Annotated in this window: 13 protein-coding genes; 2 read left to right on the forward strand and 11 right to left on the reverse strand. The window is 70.8% G+C overall.

Annotation, left to right across the window (positions count from 1 at the left end; genetic code table 11):
• The 11 genes from AB0915_RS20390 to AB0915_RS20440 all read right to left on the reverse strand — a co-directional run.
• Positions 1-923 (reverse strand): kelch repeat-containing protein (locus AB0915_RS20390; protein WP_366692426.1); only part of this gene is annotated, 923 nt, incomplete at its 3' end.
• Positions 884-2,065 (reverse strand): hypothetical protein, encoded by a 1,182-nt coding sequence (locus tag AB0915_RS20395; RefSeq protein WP_366692427.1) that lies wholly within the window; start codon positions 2,063-2,065, stop codon positions 884-886. The genes AB0915_RS20395 and AB0915_RS20390, both read right to left, overlap by 40 nt.
• A gap of 102 nt (positions 2,066-2,167) precedes the next feature.
• Positions 2,168-2,599, reverse strand: coding sequence for a hypothetical protein (locus AB0915_RS20400; RefSeq protein ID WP_366692428.1), 432 nt, complete (start codon positions 2,597-2,599; stop codon positions 2,168-2,170).
• A 440-nt stretch (positions 2,600-3,039) separates the two neighbouring features.
• Positions 3,040-3,936, reverse strand: coding sequence for an RNA methyltransferase (locus AB0915_RS20405; protein WP_366692429.1), 897 nt, complete (start codon positions 3,934-3,936; stop codon positions 3,040-3,042).
• 63 nt (positions 3,937-3,999) lie between these two features.
• A complete protein-coding gene (cobA, locus tag AB0915_RS20410; protein WP_366692430.1) occupies positions 4,000-5,256 on the reverse strand; it encodes a uroporphyrinogen-III C-methyltransferase in 1,257 nt (418 codons plus the stop codon).
• Between the two features lie 239 nt (positions 5,257-5,495).
• Positions 5,496-8,843 (reverse strand): nicotinate-nucleotide--dimethylbenzimidazole phosphoribosyltransferase, encoded by a 3,348-nt coding sequence (gene cobT / locus AB0915_RS20415; protein ID WP_366692431.1) that lies wholly within the window; start codon positions 8,841-8,843, stop codon positions 5,496-5,498.
• A gap of 334 nt (positions 8,844-9,177) precedes the next feature.
• Positions 9,178-10,392, reverse strand: coding sequence for a precorrin-6y C5,15-methyltransferase (decarboxylating) subunit CbiE (cbiE, locus tag AB0915_RS20420; protein ID WP_366692432.1), 1,215 nt, complete (start codon positions 10,390-10,392; stop codon positions 9,178-9,180).
• Between the two features lie 106 nt (positions 10,393-10,498).
• Positions 10,499-11,176, reverse strand: coding sequence for a GNAT family N-acetyltransferase (locus tag AB0915_RS20425; RefSeq protein ID WP_366692433.1), 678 nt, complete (start codon positions 11,174-11,176; stop codon positions 10,499-10,501).
• A gap of 102 nt (positions 11,177-11,278) precedes the next feature.
• A complete protein-coding gene (locus AB0915_RS20430; RefSeq protein WP_366692434.1) occupies positions 11,279-12,145 on the reverse strand; it encodes a MetQ/NlpA family ABC transporter substrate-binding protein in 867 nt (288 codons plus the stop codon).
• A gap of 75 nt (positions 12,146-12,220) precedes the next feature.
• Complete coding sequence (locus tag AB0915_RS20435; protein ID WP_366692435.1) at positions 12,221-12,892, reverse strand: methionine ABC transporter permease; 672 nt, start codon at positions 12,890-12,892, stop codon at positions 12,221-12,223.
• Positions 12,889-13,971 (reverse strand): ATP-binding cassette domain-containing protein, encoded by a 1,083-nt coding sequence (locus AB0915_RS20440; protein ID WP_366692436.1) that lies wholly within the window; start codon positions 13,969-13,971, stop codon positions 12,889-12,891. The genes AB0915_RS20435 and AB0915_RS20440 overlap by 4 nt, the downstream gene beginning before the upstream one ends.
• Positions 13,972-14,600: 629 nt before the next feature.
• On the opposite strand from AB0915_RS20440, the gene AB0915_RS20445 reads away from it, so the two are divergent.
• Positions 14,601-14,960 carry a hypothetical protein gene (locus AB0915_RS20445; protein ID WP_366692437.1) on the forward strand — a complete coding sequence of 120 codons (360 nt, stop codon included), beginning with the start codon at positions 14,601-14,603 and terminating at the stop codon, positions 14,958-14,960.
• 1 nt (position 14,961) lies between these two features.
• On the forward strand, positions 14,962-15,390 hold the full coding sequence (locus tag AB0915_RS20450; RefSeq protein WP_358862079.1) for a hypothetical protein: 429 nt from the start codon (positions 14,962-14,964) through the stop codon (positions 15,388-15,390).

Below are 15,390 nucleotides of genomic sequence, written 5' to 3' on the forward strand. Positions count from 1 at the left end.
ACGCCGTACGCCGAGCCCCACAGGTCGGCGGGCATGTCGGCGATGGGCGACCAGCTGTCGGCGCCCGGATCGTAGACGTAGGCGTGCTTGGTCGAACTGGTGCCGCTGCTGCCACCGGCGCAGTAGAGCTTGCCGTCGATGCCGCCGCAGGACTGCCAGGAGATCGGCTCCGGGTAGGAGGCGATCTGGGACCAGCTGTCCGACGACGGGTCGTAGACCGTAGCGTCCGTGGTGCCACAGCTGCTGGTGCAGCCGCCGACGACGTACAGCTTGCCGCCGAGCACCACGCTGCCCGAACCGGCGTACGGCTTGGGCGAGGACGCCTTGGTGGACCAGCTGTTCGACGCCGGGTCGTAGACCTCCAGCTTGGCGTCGGGGGCGCCGCTGGCACCCCAGCCGCCGACCACGTACAGCTTGCCGCCGATGAAGCCGTGGGCCGGGTTGCCCTCGCGGGTGTCGGCCGCGGAGGCCAGCTTGGTCCAGGAGCCACTGTCGGGGTCGTAGGCGTACAGCGCGTTGGTGTCCGCGCTGCCTGTGTAGCCGAAGGCGGAGTAGACCTTGCCGTCGTAGACGGCGACCGCGTTGTCCTGCACAGCGGTCGGCAGGTTGGCCACCGGCTGCCAGGCGTCACCGGCCGCGTCGGCCGCCGGAGCCGCATCCGCGGTCTTGCCCTTGCTGAGGGCCAGCGGGGAGTAGTTGCCCTTCACCAGGTTGAGCGGCGCGCCGCCCTTGACCAGCTGGGTGAAGCCGCCCGGCTGCTCGCCCAGGGTGAGGCTGGCAGGCGCACCGCCGGTGTTCTTCACCGTCAGGTCCTGGGTGGCCTTCTTGCCCCAGTCGACCGTCTTGTCGATCGAGCCGGGGGTGAACGCCAGCTTGCCGGCCTTCAGGCTGAAGTTCGCCTTGTTGGCGCTGTCCGCCGCCACGTCCACCGACTTGTCCAGGTCGGCGTAGTGCGACTTGGAGGCGGTGAAGGGTGGCTGCCGGTTTTGGTGGTGAACATCCAGTAGAAGCCGCCGCCGAGCGCCGGGTCGTCCGGGGTGGCCGCGGTGATGGCCTTGTCCTGCGAGGCGTCGGTGTTGACGACAGTGGCGCCGACGACGCTGTCGCCGGTGTTGGCGTCCTTTACGGTGCCGGCCACCAGACCACCGTTGACAGGCTCGTAGGTCCGCTTGCCCACGAACACGTTGTCGAGCTCCCACCAGTAGCCGTAGCTGCCCGTGAAGTGGAACCGCAGCTGCACGCCGGGCTTCCCGGCGTAGTCGGTCAGCGGAACCTCGACGTGGGCCGGGCCGGTCAGGGTGGTGGTGCGGTTCCAGACGTTGGTCCAGGTCGCACCGCCGTCAGTGCTGACGTCGATGTTTCCGGTCTGATTGGTGAAGCTGAGGTACGACGGGTTGCAGCTGCCGTTGGAACCCTGCGTCACGTCATTGAGCGCGGACGGTTTCTTATACGGGTACGAGTTCGGGTAGCTGCCCTCGGCCGGGGTGCCGGCCGCGGCGTACGCACCCGCGATGATCGGCGACGAGGCACTGGTGCCGCCGTACACGGACCAGCCGGATCCGCCGTAGGTCTGGTACACCGAGACGCCGGTGACCGGGTCGGCGACCGCGGCGACGTCAGCGACGGCCCGCTTGTCACAACCCGTGTCGGTCTGGAAGGCCGGTTTGGGCTCGTACAGCGAACAGCCCGAGCCCGGACCGCCGTAGCTGTTGTGCCACACCGACTCGGACCAGCCGCGGCTGGTGGTGGTGTCCCGCTTCAGGGCGGTGCCGCCGACCGAGGTCACGTACTGCGAGGCGGCCGGGTAGGAGACTCCGTAGTCGCTGTCGCCGGAGGAGGCGACCATCGCCACGCCCGGGTGGTTGTCATGGGCGTCCAACTCCGTGGTCTCGGACGGGTCCTCACCGCTGCCCGGCGTGGAGTCGCAGCCGGTTCCGTAGGAGTTGGACACGTACTTGGCGCCCTGCGCGACGGCCTGGTCGACGGCCGCGCCGATGTCCTCGAAGCTGGCGCTGTCGGACTCGACCAGCAGGATGTGGGCGTTGGGGGCGGCCGCGGACACCATGTCGAGGTCGAGCAATATCTCGCCCGCCCAACCGGCGTTCGGAGCCGGGTAGTTCGTGCCACCGCGCTGGTCGATCTTCTTGAAGCAGCCGTTGTCGGTGGTTCAGGCGGGCAGGCCGTACTGCTGGCGGTAGACGGCCAGGTCGGCCTCGGCGGTCGGGTCGTCGTAGGCGTCGACGATGGCTATCGTCTGGCCCGCTCCGCCGTTCGCCGGCAGGTTGTATGCGCCCTGCAAGTCAGCGGGGCCGAAGCCGTTCGGCGTAGCGGCCGTCGGCTGGACGCCCTTGACGCCCTCGACGTCGGTGCGACGCAGCGCCAAGCAGCTGAACTCGCCCTTCTTGGGCGTGCTGCAGACCTGTTCCACCCCAGGATGCGTCGCGGTGGCGGCGGTGCCCGGAGTGGCTGCTGCGGCGCCGGTGGCGGCCTGGGCGGCGGGGAAGCCCGCAACCGTGACGGCGACGGCCGCTGCGGTTAAAGCAGCCAGCCGCGCGGAGATCTTCCGCGCGGCCGGTCTCGGATTCCTCGAAGTGCGCAATGTGTGACTCCATACTGTTGAGCTGGGGGTCGACCCTTGCGCTGGTTCTCGGTCGACAGCGGATGGAATTCACCCGCCGGGACGACCATCAGTAATGATCATGTCCTTGACAAGAGAGCGTGCGATGGCGGATACATGACATGGCGTGAATTCGCCGGTGCCATGCGGGGGAGATTTCCCGACGGAACGTCACAACTGGTTTACGCCGTGCTCACAAGCGGACGCCGATGGACACCCCAGCGAGTGCCCCTGACTGAACGACGTGATGACGCACCCGGGTTCAGGGACTTTCAGCGCTGTCCGAGGGACTTCGGAGGGACTTCTTGCGGCCTAAAGCGGCAATCCGCTGAAAGCCCAGAAAGGGCCTCCGGCGCGGGTCGGAGGCCCTTCCGAAGGCAAAACCGCAGATGGCGGCCGACGGGTCGGCCTGTACGCCGGGTTCAGGCAGTTCGCGGCCGGGTGGCGTAGAAGGCCACGGCCGAGGCGGCTGCCACGTTGAGAGAGTCCACACCGGCGTCCATCGGGATGCGGACGTGCTCGTCGACTGCGGCAAGGGTCCCGGGGGTGAGGCCGGCGCCTTCCGTGCCGAAGACCAGGGCGAGTTTCTCGTCGTTCCGCGCGGCGAGTTCGTCGAGGGTGATGGCTCGGCCGCTCAAGCAGAGTGCGGCGACCATGAAGCCCGCGGAACGCAAGACCTCGACATCCTTCGGCCAGGCCCCCAGGCGAGTCCACGGCACCTGGAAGACGGCCCCCATCGAGACCTTCACGGACCTCCGGTACAGAGGATCAGCGCAGCGCGGGGTCAGGAGGACCGCGTCGACGCCCAGGGCAGCGGCGTTCCTGAACGCGGCCCCCAGGTTGGCGTGATCGACGATGTCCTCGAACACGGCGATGCGCCGAGCTGCACGTTCTCGCAGCCCCAAAGGCAACACCGCGCCGATGTCGGTGTGGTCGTTGCCCGCCTCCACGGCGACGAGGCGGCGGGTCGTCGTCAGCAGTTCCTCGGCCGTCGGCAGCGGCTTGCGCTGCATGGAGGCGAGTGCGCCGCGGTGCACGTGGTAGCCGGTGACGCGTTCGGCGAGCTCCGGGCTGACCGCGTACACCGGGGCCGGAACCTCGTCGATGACGTCACGCATCACATCGACCCACTTCGCGGAGAGCAGCATCGAGCGCATCTCGTACCCGGCGTGCCGGGCGCGTCTGATCACCTTCTCGCCCTCGGCGATGAAGAGTCCTTCGGCCGGCTCCCGCCTGCGCCGGAGTTCGACGTCGGTCAGGCCCGTGTAGTCGCGCAGGCGAGGGTCGTCGGGGTCGTCGACGGTGATGAGATCTGCCACAGGTTGATACTGCCTTGTCCGGTGTGTGGTGCCAACGGCTTGGAAAAGATCCGTTACCGCTGGTTACTCGGCGGGGTGCGGGGCGGAGTCCGTGCCGACCGCGACGACATCGCCGATGACGATCACGGCCGGGGGCCGCACCTCTTCGGCGACGGCCCGTTCGCCGACGGTCGCGAGGGTCGCGTCGACGCGGCGCTGGGATGCCGTGGTGCCCTCCTGGACCAGGGCGACCGGGGTGTCCGGAGACTTGCCGTGGGCGATGAGGGCCTTGGCGATGGCGCCGATCTTGTCGACGGCCATCAGCAGCACGAGGGTGCCGCGCAGCCGCGCGAGCGCTGCCCAGTCGACCAGCGAACGCTCGTCGTCGGGGGCGACATGACCGCTGACAACGGTGAACTCGTGCGCCACCCCGCGGTGGGTGACGGGGATTCCGGCCGCGCCGGGTACGGAGATCGAGCTGGAGATGCCCGGGACGACGGTGCACGGGATGCCCTCGGCGGCGAGCGCCTGCGCCTCCTCCATTCCCCGGCCGAAGACGAACGGGTCGCCGCCCTTGAGCCGGACGACGGCCTTGCCCGCCTTGGCGTGCTCGATGAGCGCCTGGTTGATCGCCTCCTGCGCCATGAAACGGCCGTACGGGATCTTCGCCGCGTCGATCACCTCGACGTGCGGCGGCAGTTCGTCGAGCAGGTCGCGCGGGCCGAGCCGGTCGGCGATGACGACATCGGCCTCGGCGAGGAGGCGACGGCCGCGCACGGTGATCAGGTCGGGGTCGCCGGGGCCGCCGCCGACCAGGGAGACACCGGGGGCAGGGCGGCTGCGGTGGTGCGGGGCGGCGAGCGTGCCGTCGCGCAGGCCCTCGACGATGGCGTCGCGGACGGCGGCGGAGTGGCGCGGGTCGCGGCCCTGGGCGTCGGTGGAGAGGACGGCGACGGTCACGCCCTCGCTGCGACCGGTGGCCGGGGTCCAGGCGGTGGCCACGTCGGCGTTGTCGCTGCGCACGCACCAGGTGCGGGTGCGCTCGGCCTCGGCGGACGCGGCGTCGTTCGCAGCCGCGTCGTCGGAGGCGATGAGCGCGTACCAGGTGTCGGTCAGGTCCCCGTCCTCGTACCGGCGGCGCTCCCAGCGGATCTCACCGGCGTCGGCCATCGCCTCGACCGACGCAGTCGCGGACGGTGATACGAGGGTGATGTCGGCACCCGCCGCGATGAGCGCGGGGAGGCGGCGCTGCGCGACCTGGCCGCCGCCGACGACGACGACGCGGCGCCCGCTCAGGCGCAGTCCGACGGGGTACGCGGGGTGATCGGCGTGCTCGGCCATGGCGGTGCGGGCTCCTCGTGCAATGCGGGGTGCGGGCCGCTGCGGCGGTGGAGCGGCGCTGTGACGTGCGGTTTTGTGGGGCGTGGGTCCACGATACGGGGTGCGTCGGGGCGCGGGGCGGGCCGGTGGGGCGGCTGGGGGCGCTGCGCCGAGCTGTCCCCTGCCCGACCCCTGCCCGAAACCGTGGCTCGGCCCGGCCTAGCGTCTCAATCGCCGGCCGGGCCGAGCACGGCCGAGCGCTACTTCTCGGTGACGCCTGCCGCGTCGAACGTTGCCACCTCGTGCATCGCCCGCGCCGCGCTCTGCACGATCGGGAGCGCCAGCAGCGCGCCCGTTCCTTCGCCGAGGCGGAGGTCGAGGTCGACCAGCGGGCGCAGACCCAGCTTGTTGAGCGCGGCTACGTGGCCGGGCTCGGCACTGCGGTGGCCGGCGATGCATGCGGCGAGGGCCTCGGGGGCGATCGCCCGGGCGACCAGGGCCGCGGCGCCCGCGCTGACGCCGTCCAGGATGACGGGCGTACGGAGCGAGGCGCCGCCGAGCAGGAAGCCTGCCATCGCGGCGTGCTCCAGGCCACCGACCGCGGCGAGTACACCGATCGGGTCGGCCGGGTCGGGCTGGTGCAGTTCGAGGGCCCGGCGGACCACGTCGACCTTGCGGGCGTGCATCTCGTCATTGATGCCGGTGCCGCGACCGGTCACCTCGGCCGGGTCCATGCCCGTGTACACGCAGATGAGTGCGGCGGACGCGGTGGTGTTGGCGATGCCCATCTCACCGATGAGCAGGCCCTTGTTGCCCGCCGCGACCAGGTCGCGGGCGGTCTCGATGCCGACCTCGATGGCCGAGAGGACCTCCTCGCGGGTCAGGGCGGGGCCGGTGGTGAAGTCGGCCGTGCCGGCGCGCACCTTGCGGGGCAGCAGGCCGGGTGTCGCGGGCAGCTCCGTGGCGACGCCGACATCGACCACGCACACTTCGGCGCCCACCTGGGACGCGAACGCGTTGCAGACCGCGCCGCCGCCGAGGAAGTTGGCGACCATCTGGCCGGTGACCTCCTGCGGCCACGCGGTGACGCCCTGGGCGTGCACCCCGTGGTCCCCGGCGAAGATCGCGACGGCCGCGGGCTCCGGGATGGGCGGCGGGCACATCCGGGAGAGACCCGAGAGCTGTGCGGAGATGATCTCCAGCATGCCGAGCGCACCGGCCGGCTTGGTCATCCGCTTCTGGCGTTCCCACGCCTCGCCGAGCGCCTTGGCATCCAGCGGGCGGATGTTGGAGATGGTCTCCTGCAGCAGGTCGTGCGGTTCCTCGCCGGGCAGGGCGCGGCGGCCGTACGTCTCCTCGTGGACGACCCAGGACAGCGGGCGGCGCTTGGACCAGCCCGCCTGCATCAGTTCGGGCTCCTCGGGGAACTCGTCGACGTAACCGACACAGAGGTATGCGACGACTTCGAGGTGCTCGGGCAGGCCCAGGGCGCGGACCATTTCCCGCTCGTCGAAGAAGCTGACCCAGCCGACGCCGAGGCCCTCCGCGCGAGCGGCGAGCCACAGGTTCTCGACGGCGAGCGCCGAGGAGTACGGGGCCATCTGCGGCTGGGTGTGCCGGCCGAGCGTGTGGCGGCCGCCGCGGGTGGGATCGGCGGTGACGACGATGTTGACCGGGGTCTCGAGGATCGCCTCGATCTTCAGTTCCTTGAACTGCTTGGCCCGGCCCTTGGGCAGCGACTTGGCGTAGGCGTCACGCTGACGCTGCGCCAGTTCGTGCATGGAGCGGCGGGTCTCCGCCGAGCGGATGACGACGAAGTCCCAGGGCTGCGAGTGGCCGACACTGGGCGCCGTGTGGGCGGCTTCGAGGACGCGGAGCAGGACCTCGTGCGGGATGGGGTCGCTGCGGAAGCCGTTGCGGATGTCGCGGCGTTCGCGCATCACCCGGAGGACGGCTTCGCGCTCGGCGTCGTCGTAGCCCGGGGCGGGTGCGGAGGCGGGATCCTCGGTCTCCGCCGCGGCCTCCGCGGCCTCGGGCTCCGCCGCGGTCGTGGCCTGGGCCGGTTCGACGGGCTGCTCGTCCGCAACAGGCTCCGTGTCGGCCGGCTCCGTGTGCCCGGAGACCTCTGCGGGCTCGGCGGCAACCGCAGGGGCCGCGTCGGCCACGGGGGCCGTGACGTCCGGGGTCTCAATGACCTCGGGGCCGGTTTCGGGCTCCGGTTCGGGGGCCGTCACCGTCTCGGGCGCCGCCTCGGCCACGAGGACGGGTGCGGGGGCGGGCTCCTCCGGAGCGGCGGCGGGCTCAGGGGCGACGACCGGCTCGGGGGCCGCGACCGGCTCCTGAACAGTGACCGGCTCGGGGGCCGCGACCGGCTCCTGAACGGCGACCGGCTCGGGGGCCGCGACCGGCTCCTGAACGGCGACCGGCTCGGCGGCCGCGACCGGCTCGGGGGCCGGTGCTTCGACCGCCTCCACCGGATGGACGGTCTCGGCCGTCTCGATGACCGGGACCGGTGCGGGCTCGACGGCGATCGCCCCACGCTCGGGCTGGGGTTCGGGCGCGGGCTCGAATGCCACGACCGGCTCCGCGACCGGCGTCGGGGCCAGTTGCGGGGTGGTCGGTACCGACCCCTCCACCGGCACGAACTGGCCTGCGGGCGCTGCTTCCACCGGCGTCTCCACCGAAGCGGCGGCTTCCGCGGACGGCTCGGACGGAACCTCGGCCGCAGCCGGCGCGGCGACCGGCGCTGCAGCCGGTTCGGCCACCGGGGCGGGCTCGACGAACTCCGGAACGACCGTTTCTGCGACGGGTTCCGCGGCCACGGACGCCGCGACCGGCTCCGGCGCATGGGCCGCCCACGGGCTCCCGCCCTGCGGCGGGATCTCGCCGAGCTGCGGGCCCGGCACCACAGCTGCTTCGGTGCCCGGCTGGTCGAAGTACTCGGGACCGATGGTGAGCGGTCCCGCCTGCCGTGCGGGCATCGGGGTCTGCGGCGCGCCCGCCGGTCCTCGGTCGGCGAGCGAACGGACCACTCCGCCGGTCGGCGTCCCGCCGTACGACGGGGTCGACTCGCCCGAGGCCGGGCCGCGGTGCAGCGGTCGGCGTACGGGGGCGGCGGCCTGCGCCGCCGCAGCCTGTGCGGGAGCGGGGGCCTGGGCCGGCATACGTACGCCATTGAGGTCGACGGCACCGGAGTCGCGGCCGCCGGACTCGTGCGTGCCCTGCCCGGTCTCGGTCATCGCTCCGGCCACCGCCTGCTGCACGGCGTACACCGCCGGGTCCGGCGCCTGGACCTGCACGGGTCCCTGGGCCTGCGCGGCCTGCATGGCGGGCCGGCCCTGCGGCTGCGCCTGGTAGGCGGCCTGCTCGGCCACGGGTGCCTGCGCCTGCACGGCTCCGCCGTCCGTCGGCTGACCGGGGACCGGGGCGACCTGCTGGTCGCTCCAGGCGCCCTGCGGGCTCGGCATCAGCAGAAGGTCGTCGTCCTCGGACACATGCTCGGAGGGGTCGAGGAAGGTGTACGCACCCGGGGCGGGGATGCCCGGTTGCTCCACCATGCCTGCGTTCTCCGGCAGTCCCTCGCCCGGGATCTGGCCGGTGTCACTCATGCGTACCCCTCGCCCATCGTCAGTGCTCCTTCGGCCCTTCGCCCGGGACGCCCGAACACGGCACGCCGGTGCTCGTCATGAAGAACGAGCGGGCTCGCCGCGCGGCACGAATCAGACGCGGACGTACAACATTCTCGCGGCCGTTCGCCGCCGCGACAGGTAGTTCTGCCACGGCTCGCTGTGGGCTGCGCCACGTTGCGCGTCCCCCGGGGTTTGCCGTACCACAACGGGACCCAAAACGGTCCCCTTTTCCGGACATTGACGAACGAAACGACGAACGTCCAGGTGCGGTGCAACGATCGGCCAGCCTACCTCGCGCGGTACGCCGACCGGGTCACGGGGCGAGGTCCGATCGCACCGCCGAGAGCAGAAACACAACCGACCGTTCGCGCTCCGCCCATGCGGACGTGTCGAGTTCGACGGACTGCAGGAGTGCGCACTCGACCGTGTAGCCGTTTCCGGTGAGTGCGGCGCCGAGCGCTTCGGCCTCGTCGCGGGTCGAGGCGTGGGTGACGATCCGTTCGGGCCGGCGGTCGGCGACGGCGGTGACGACGGGGACGCCGCCGCCCCCGATCCGTACGACATCCGGCTCGGGCAGCCGCTCCAGCACATGAGGTGCGCGGCCCTGGACGACCTGGAGCTGCACGCCGAAGGCGCGGGCAGCGGCGGCCGTTCGGGCGCAGGCGTCCGGGTCGCTGTCGACCGCCAGGACCGCCGCACCGAACCGCGCCGCCTCCACGGAGAGGGCGCCGCTGCCGGAGCCGATGTCCCAGACGAGGTCGCCCACACGCGGGCCGAGGCGGGCGAGTTGGGCGGCGCGCAGTCCCGGGGACTCGCCTTCGGGGTCGGCGGCGCTGTCCGGGTAGGCGTCGGAGGGCAGCGCCCAGCCCCGTACGCCGTGGGGGTGGCGGCCGGAGATCCAGCCACCGGTGGTCTGCTGTTCGGGTCCGCTGCCGATGACGATCACCACGTTCGGGTCGCGCCAGACGTGGTCGGCGGCCTTGTCGGAGGTGACGACGGTGACCTGCTCGCGTGCGGTCCCGAGTTCCTCGCAGATGACGAAGGTGCGGTGGACGCCGTCGAGGAGCAGGGCGAGTTCGGCGGGTCCCGCGCCGGGCGAGGTGAGGACGGCGACCTTGTGGTGGGCACGGCAGACGTTGACGGCGCGGCGCAGGGTGCGGGGGTGGGCGACGACGATCTGGGCGTCCTCCCAGGGCATTCCGGCGCGGGCGAACGCGGTGGCCACGGCCGACACGGCGGGCACGACTTCGACTTCCAGGCCGTGTTCGGGTGCGCGGAGGTTGCGTACGACCCCGAAGAAGCCGGGGTCGCCGTCGGCGAGGACCACGGCGGTGCCGCGGTGGCCGGCGATCCTGCGGGCGGCGAGGTCGATGGAGCCGAGGCGGATCCGTTCGGCTGCTGCCGGGACTTCGGGGAGAGCGAGGTGGTGGGCGGCGCCCGCGACGAGGGTGGCGGCCGAGAGCGCGGCCGTGGCCACCGCGGTCAGGGGCGAGCCGTCCCAGCCGATCACCGTGACCCGGTCGGCCATCTGTCGTCAGTCTCCTGAAGTCGTCGCAGGTGGGCTGCCCACGAGAGGGCGGGCAGGGTGAGACTATCCGGTCCTCGACCGGTCCGTACCGGTGCCGTCCCCTGCGTCAGTTCCAGTCGCTGTAGGTGCTGTAGCCACCCGCGTCGGCCAGCTGCTCGGCGACTCCGTCGAGGTCCTCGGGGAGCAGGCCCCAGACGATCAGGTCGGTCCTGATGTCGGTCCAGCCGCCGTCCTCGGTCTGAGTGCGCGCTATCCGGGCGTTGCGCAGCACGCCCTCACTGATGCAGCCGAGCTTCTGGGCGACCTGCTGGGAGGCGGTGTTGTCGGCGGCGGTGCGCAGTTCGATGCGTTCGAAGCCCTGGTCGCGGAAGAGCCACTGGGCGACGGCGAGGACGGACTCGGTGGCGTATCCCTCGCCGCGGGCCCAGGGGGCCGTGATGTAGGCGGCCTCGGTGGCGAGGGTGCGCCAGTCGGTGTTCCGCAGCCGGACCGAGCCGACGAGGCGCTGGGTGAGGAATTCTGTGACGGCGAAGACGATGCCGTCGCCGCCCGTTCGTTGTGCAGGAGCGATCCTGCGGACCCAGCGTTCGGCGTCGACCTGGGTGTAGGGGTGGGGTGCCCCGGTCCAGGCGGTGACGAGTTCGTCGTTCATCATCTCGACGTACGCGGGAACGTCGGACATGTCGAAGGGGCGCAGCACCAACCGATCCGTGCTGATGGAGATGGACGGAAAGGTGGAAGTCATGCGCAGCTCCATGCCGAAGACCGTGTAAAGGCACAGCATGCAGCATGGGACGGACCTTGCGCATGGCCGGGTCCGCACGGCGGAGCCCCGCGCACCCCGGTGGGGTGCGCGGGGCTCGGCCACGCGGATGCGTTACGGATGTCAGGAGTTGCCGAGGGCGCCGAAGGCGGGGATGACCGAGCCCTGGTAGGTGTCCTCGATGAACTTCTTGACCTCGTCGGAGTGGAGGAGCTTCACGAGCTTCTGGACGCGGGCGTCCTTCTCGTTGCCCTCCTTCACGGCGAGGATGTTGGCGTACGGGTTGCCATCCGCCTTCTCCAGCACGAGGGCGTCCTTGGAGGGCTTGAGCTTGGCCTCGATGGCGTAGTTGCCGTTGATGACGGCGGCGTCGACATCGTTCAGGGCGCGGGGGACGGTTGCGGCCTCCAGCTCCTTGAACTTCAGGCCCTTCTTGTCCGTGATGTCGCTGATCTTGGCGTTGGCGCCGACGCCGTCCTTGACGGTGATCAGGCCGTTCGCGGCGAGGAGCTGAAGGGCGCGGCCCTCGTTGGTGGTGTCGTTCGGTACGGCGATGGTCTGGCCGGCCTTGATGTCCTTCAGGTTCTTGACCTTGTTGGAGTAGAGGCCGAGCGGCTCCAGGTGCACATTGGCGACCGCGACGATGTGGGTGTTGTTCTTCTTGTTGAAGTCGTCGAGGTACGGCTGGTGCTGGAAGAAGTTGGCGTCGACCTGGCCGTTCTCGGTGGCGGTGTTCGGCAGGACGTAGTCCGTGAACTCCTTGACCTCGAGCTTGAGGCCCGCCTTGGCCGCCAGGTTCTTCTTGACGAAGTTCAGGATGTCGGCGTGCGGCGTCGGGGACGCGGCGACGACGAGCGCCTTGGAGGTGTCGGCCTTCGCGCCGGTCTCGCTCTTGGAGGCCGGGTCGGACGACGTACCGCAGGCGGTGAGGCCGAAGGCGAGGGCGGCGGTGGCGGCGGCAGCTGCGGTGATCTTGATGTTCTTACGCACGAAAAGTGCCTCTTTCTGGTGGTGAGGGTGGTGCGCCCGGACAAGGAGTTCGGGCTTGTGAGCGGAGGGAAAGTCTCAGGAGGCGGTGCGGCCCCGGCGGGCCAGCAGGCGTACGGCGATGTCGCCGATCAGCTGGATCGCGGTCACGATGACGATGAGCAGCGCGACGGTGATGAGCATGAACCGGTTGTCGAAGCGCTGGAATCCGTAGGTGACGGCCTTGGAGCCGAGTCCTTCGCCACCGACCGCGCCGGCCATCGCGGAGTACCCGATGAGCACGATGACGGTGGTGGTGATCCCGGAGACGAGCGACGGCAGGGCCTGCGGCAGCAGGACCTTGCGGACGATCGTCGGGATGGATCCACCCATCGACTGGACGGCCTCGACGAGCCCGTGGTCGACCTCGCGGATCGATGTCTCGACGAGCCGGGCGAAGAACGGGATGGCGCCGACGGCGAGCGGCACGATCATCGCGGTCGGGCCGATGAAGGTGCCGACGACCCAGGTGGTGAAGGGGATCAGGGCGATCAGCAGGATGATGAACGGCAGCGAGCGGCCGATGTTCACGATCACGCCGATGACCTTGTTCACCACGGTGTTCTGGAGCAGTCCGCCCTTGTCGGTGAGGACCAGCAGCACGCCGAGGGGCAGTCCGACGAGGACGGTGACGAGCGCGGACCACAGCACCATGTAGAGGGTGTCGACGGTTCCCTGGGACAGCAGTGGCTGCATTTCGGACCAGGTCACTTGGCCACCTCCTTGGCGAGCGGGGTCTGGGCGAGCGGGGCGGGAGTCTGTACGGGGATGGGGATGTCGGCGGCGGCCGTGTCCACGACCTCGGCCTGCAGGCCCTGCTCGCGCAGGAAGCCGATGGGTACGACGTTCTCCTCGAATCGGCCGGGCAGCTCGATCCGCATCCGGCCGATCTGGTTGCCGCCGACGGTGTCCATCGCGGCGCCCAGGATCGAGATGTCGATGTTGTACGTACGGGAGAGCTGGGAGATCACCGGCTGGGACGCCGCCTCGCCGTGGAAGGTGACGTCGACGACCGTGCGGTCGGGGCCGGAGGCCGTACCCCCGACCGGGAACAGCTCGTGGGCCAGTTCGGAACCGGGGGTGGCGAGCAGTTCGCCGACGGTGCCGGACTCGACGATGCGTCCCTTCCGCATGAGCGCGGCCGAGTCGCAGATCGTCTTGACGACGTCCATCTCGTGCGTGATCAGCAGGACAGTCAGGCCGAGCTGCTGGTTGAGGTCGCGCAGCAACTGCAGGATGGAGCGGGTCGTCTCGGGGTCGAGGGCGGAGGTCGCCTCGTCGGAGAGCAGCACCTTGGGATCCCCGGCGAGGGCGCGGGCGATGCCGACGCGCTGCTTCTGACCGCCGGAGAGCTGGCCGGGGTACGCCTTCGCCTTGTCGGCGAGGCCGACCAGGTCAAGAAGTTCAAGGGCTTTGCGGGTGCGCTCCCGGCCCTGGACGCCGAGGATCTCGAGCGGCAGCTCGATGTTGTCCTGGACGTTGCGCGAGGCCAGCAGGTTGAAGTGCTGGAAGACCATGCCGATGCGGCTGCGCGCCTCGCGCAGCCCCTTGCCGGCCCGGCGGCCCCGGCCCGCGAGGGCGGTGAGGTCCTGGCCGGCCACGGTCACGGTGCCGGAGGTGGGGCGTTCGAGCAGGTTGACGCAGCGGATCAGGGAGGATTTGCCGGCGCCGCTCTGTCCGATGACGCCGCACACCTCGCCCTCGCGGACGTGCAGGTCGACGCCGTCCAGAGCGGTGACCTCACGGCCGCGCGACTGGTAGACCTTCGTGAGGCCCGTAGTGGTGATCACAGGGTTTCCGTCACTGTCGAGTGCACGGCGCGGTGTCCGCCGGGCACGGGGCGTTCGTCTGATGAGACGGTTCGGACTCGGATGTTCGGGCCCGTGGGTCTCGGCAGGGCTGCGGGCGGCGGGTGACCGGGGGCAGCGCATGCGGGGGCAGGCTCGTTCCGCTGGGTGCGGACGGCAGTGGCTCGGTCTCGCTTCGGGGCGCGAGGCTCAGGCGGGGGCCCTCAGAAGGCGCGCATTCGACACATACAACGAGCACCGGGCGTGGTGATCGCCTCGGTCGCAAGGATGCGGCTGCTCGTCGTGGTCATGGGGCAAGTAAAACAGACGTCAGGTTCCACCGAGCCCGCGTGTCCGAATAGCGGACACGTCCGGTCAGTCCGTGGACCGCCCCACCGGACGGCTGCGCTCCCGGTGACACCGCCCGTGACCTGCGACGATACGGCGACTAGGCGGTGGGAACCCATCGTCGAGCGGCCCAGACCTGTCCTGCGTTGTGGCCAAGGCCACGGCCTTGATCGCTGCCGTCGGAAGCAGCGCCCGGGCGCGGGGGCGCACGCGCATCCACACCGGTCCGACCCGGGCGCGGGGGCGCACGCGGGACGCCGTCCGGTCCGTAATACCCTCGCCTCATGCTTGTCGCCCTGACGGTCGCGGTCGCCGTGGCCGCGCTCGCCCTCGCCGCCTGGTGCGGTTTCGCCGCCTACCGGGACCAGCCGACCAAGGACTGGCACTTCATCGCAATGGCCGTGGTGTCGCTGCTGGCGCTGGCCCAGTTGGTGGTGGGCATCGTGCTGCTGGCCCGGGGCGAGCGGCCGGATCAGGGCATGACGATCTTCATCTGTTATCTGATCGGCGCCTTCGCGGCCGTGCCCGCAGCGGGTTTCCTGTCGCTGGCCGAGCGGACCCGGTGGGGCTCGGTGACGGTGGCCGCGGGCGCGGTCGTACTGGCCGTCCTGCAGGTACGGCTCTACGACATCTGGGGAAGCTGACGTGACCGACACCGATCGCCGCGCCGCCGGCGAGAAGACCGGCTTCCAGCTGGGCACCGGACCGGGCCGCGTACTGGTCTGGTTCTACGGGGTGTTCACCGTGGCCGCCGCCTCCCGCGCGATCGTCCAGATGATCCTGGACTTCGGCAGGGCGCCGCTCGCCTATGTGCTGTCGGCCGTCGCCGCGCTGGTGTACGGCTTCATCACGTACTCGCTGGTGCGCGGCGGCGAGAAGGCGCGCCGGACGGCGCTGGTGTGCTGCGCCGCCGAGCTCGCGGGCGTACTGATCGTCGGTACGTGGACGCTGGTCGAGCCATCCGCCTTCGCTGACGCCACCGTCTGGTCGTACCTCGGCAGGGACTACCTGTTCATCCCGGTGATCCTGCCGGTCACCGGGATGATCTGGCTGCGTCGCGCAAAGAACGCGTAA

The sequence above is a fragment of the Streptomyces sp. NPDC048411 genome (assembly GCF_040704695.1).
Taxonomy (GTDB): domain Bacteria; phylum Actinomycetota; class Actinomycetes; order Streptomycetales; family Streptomycetaceae; genus Streptomyces.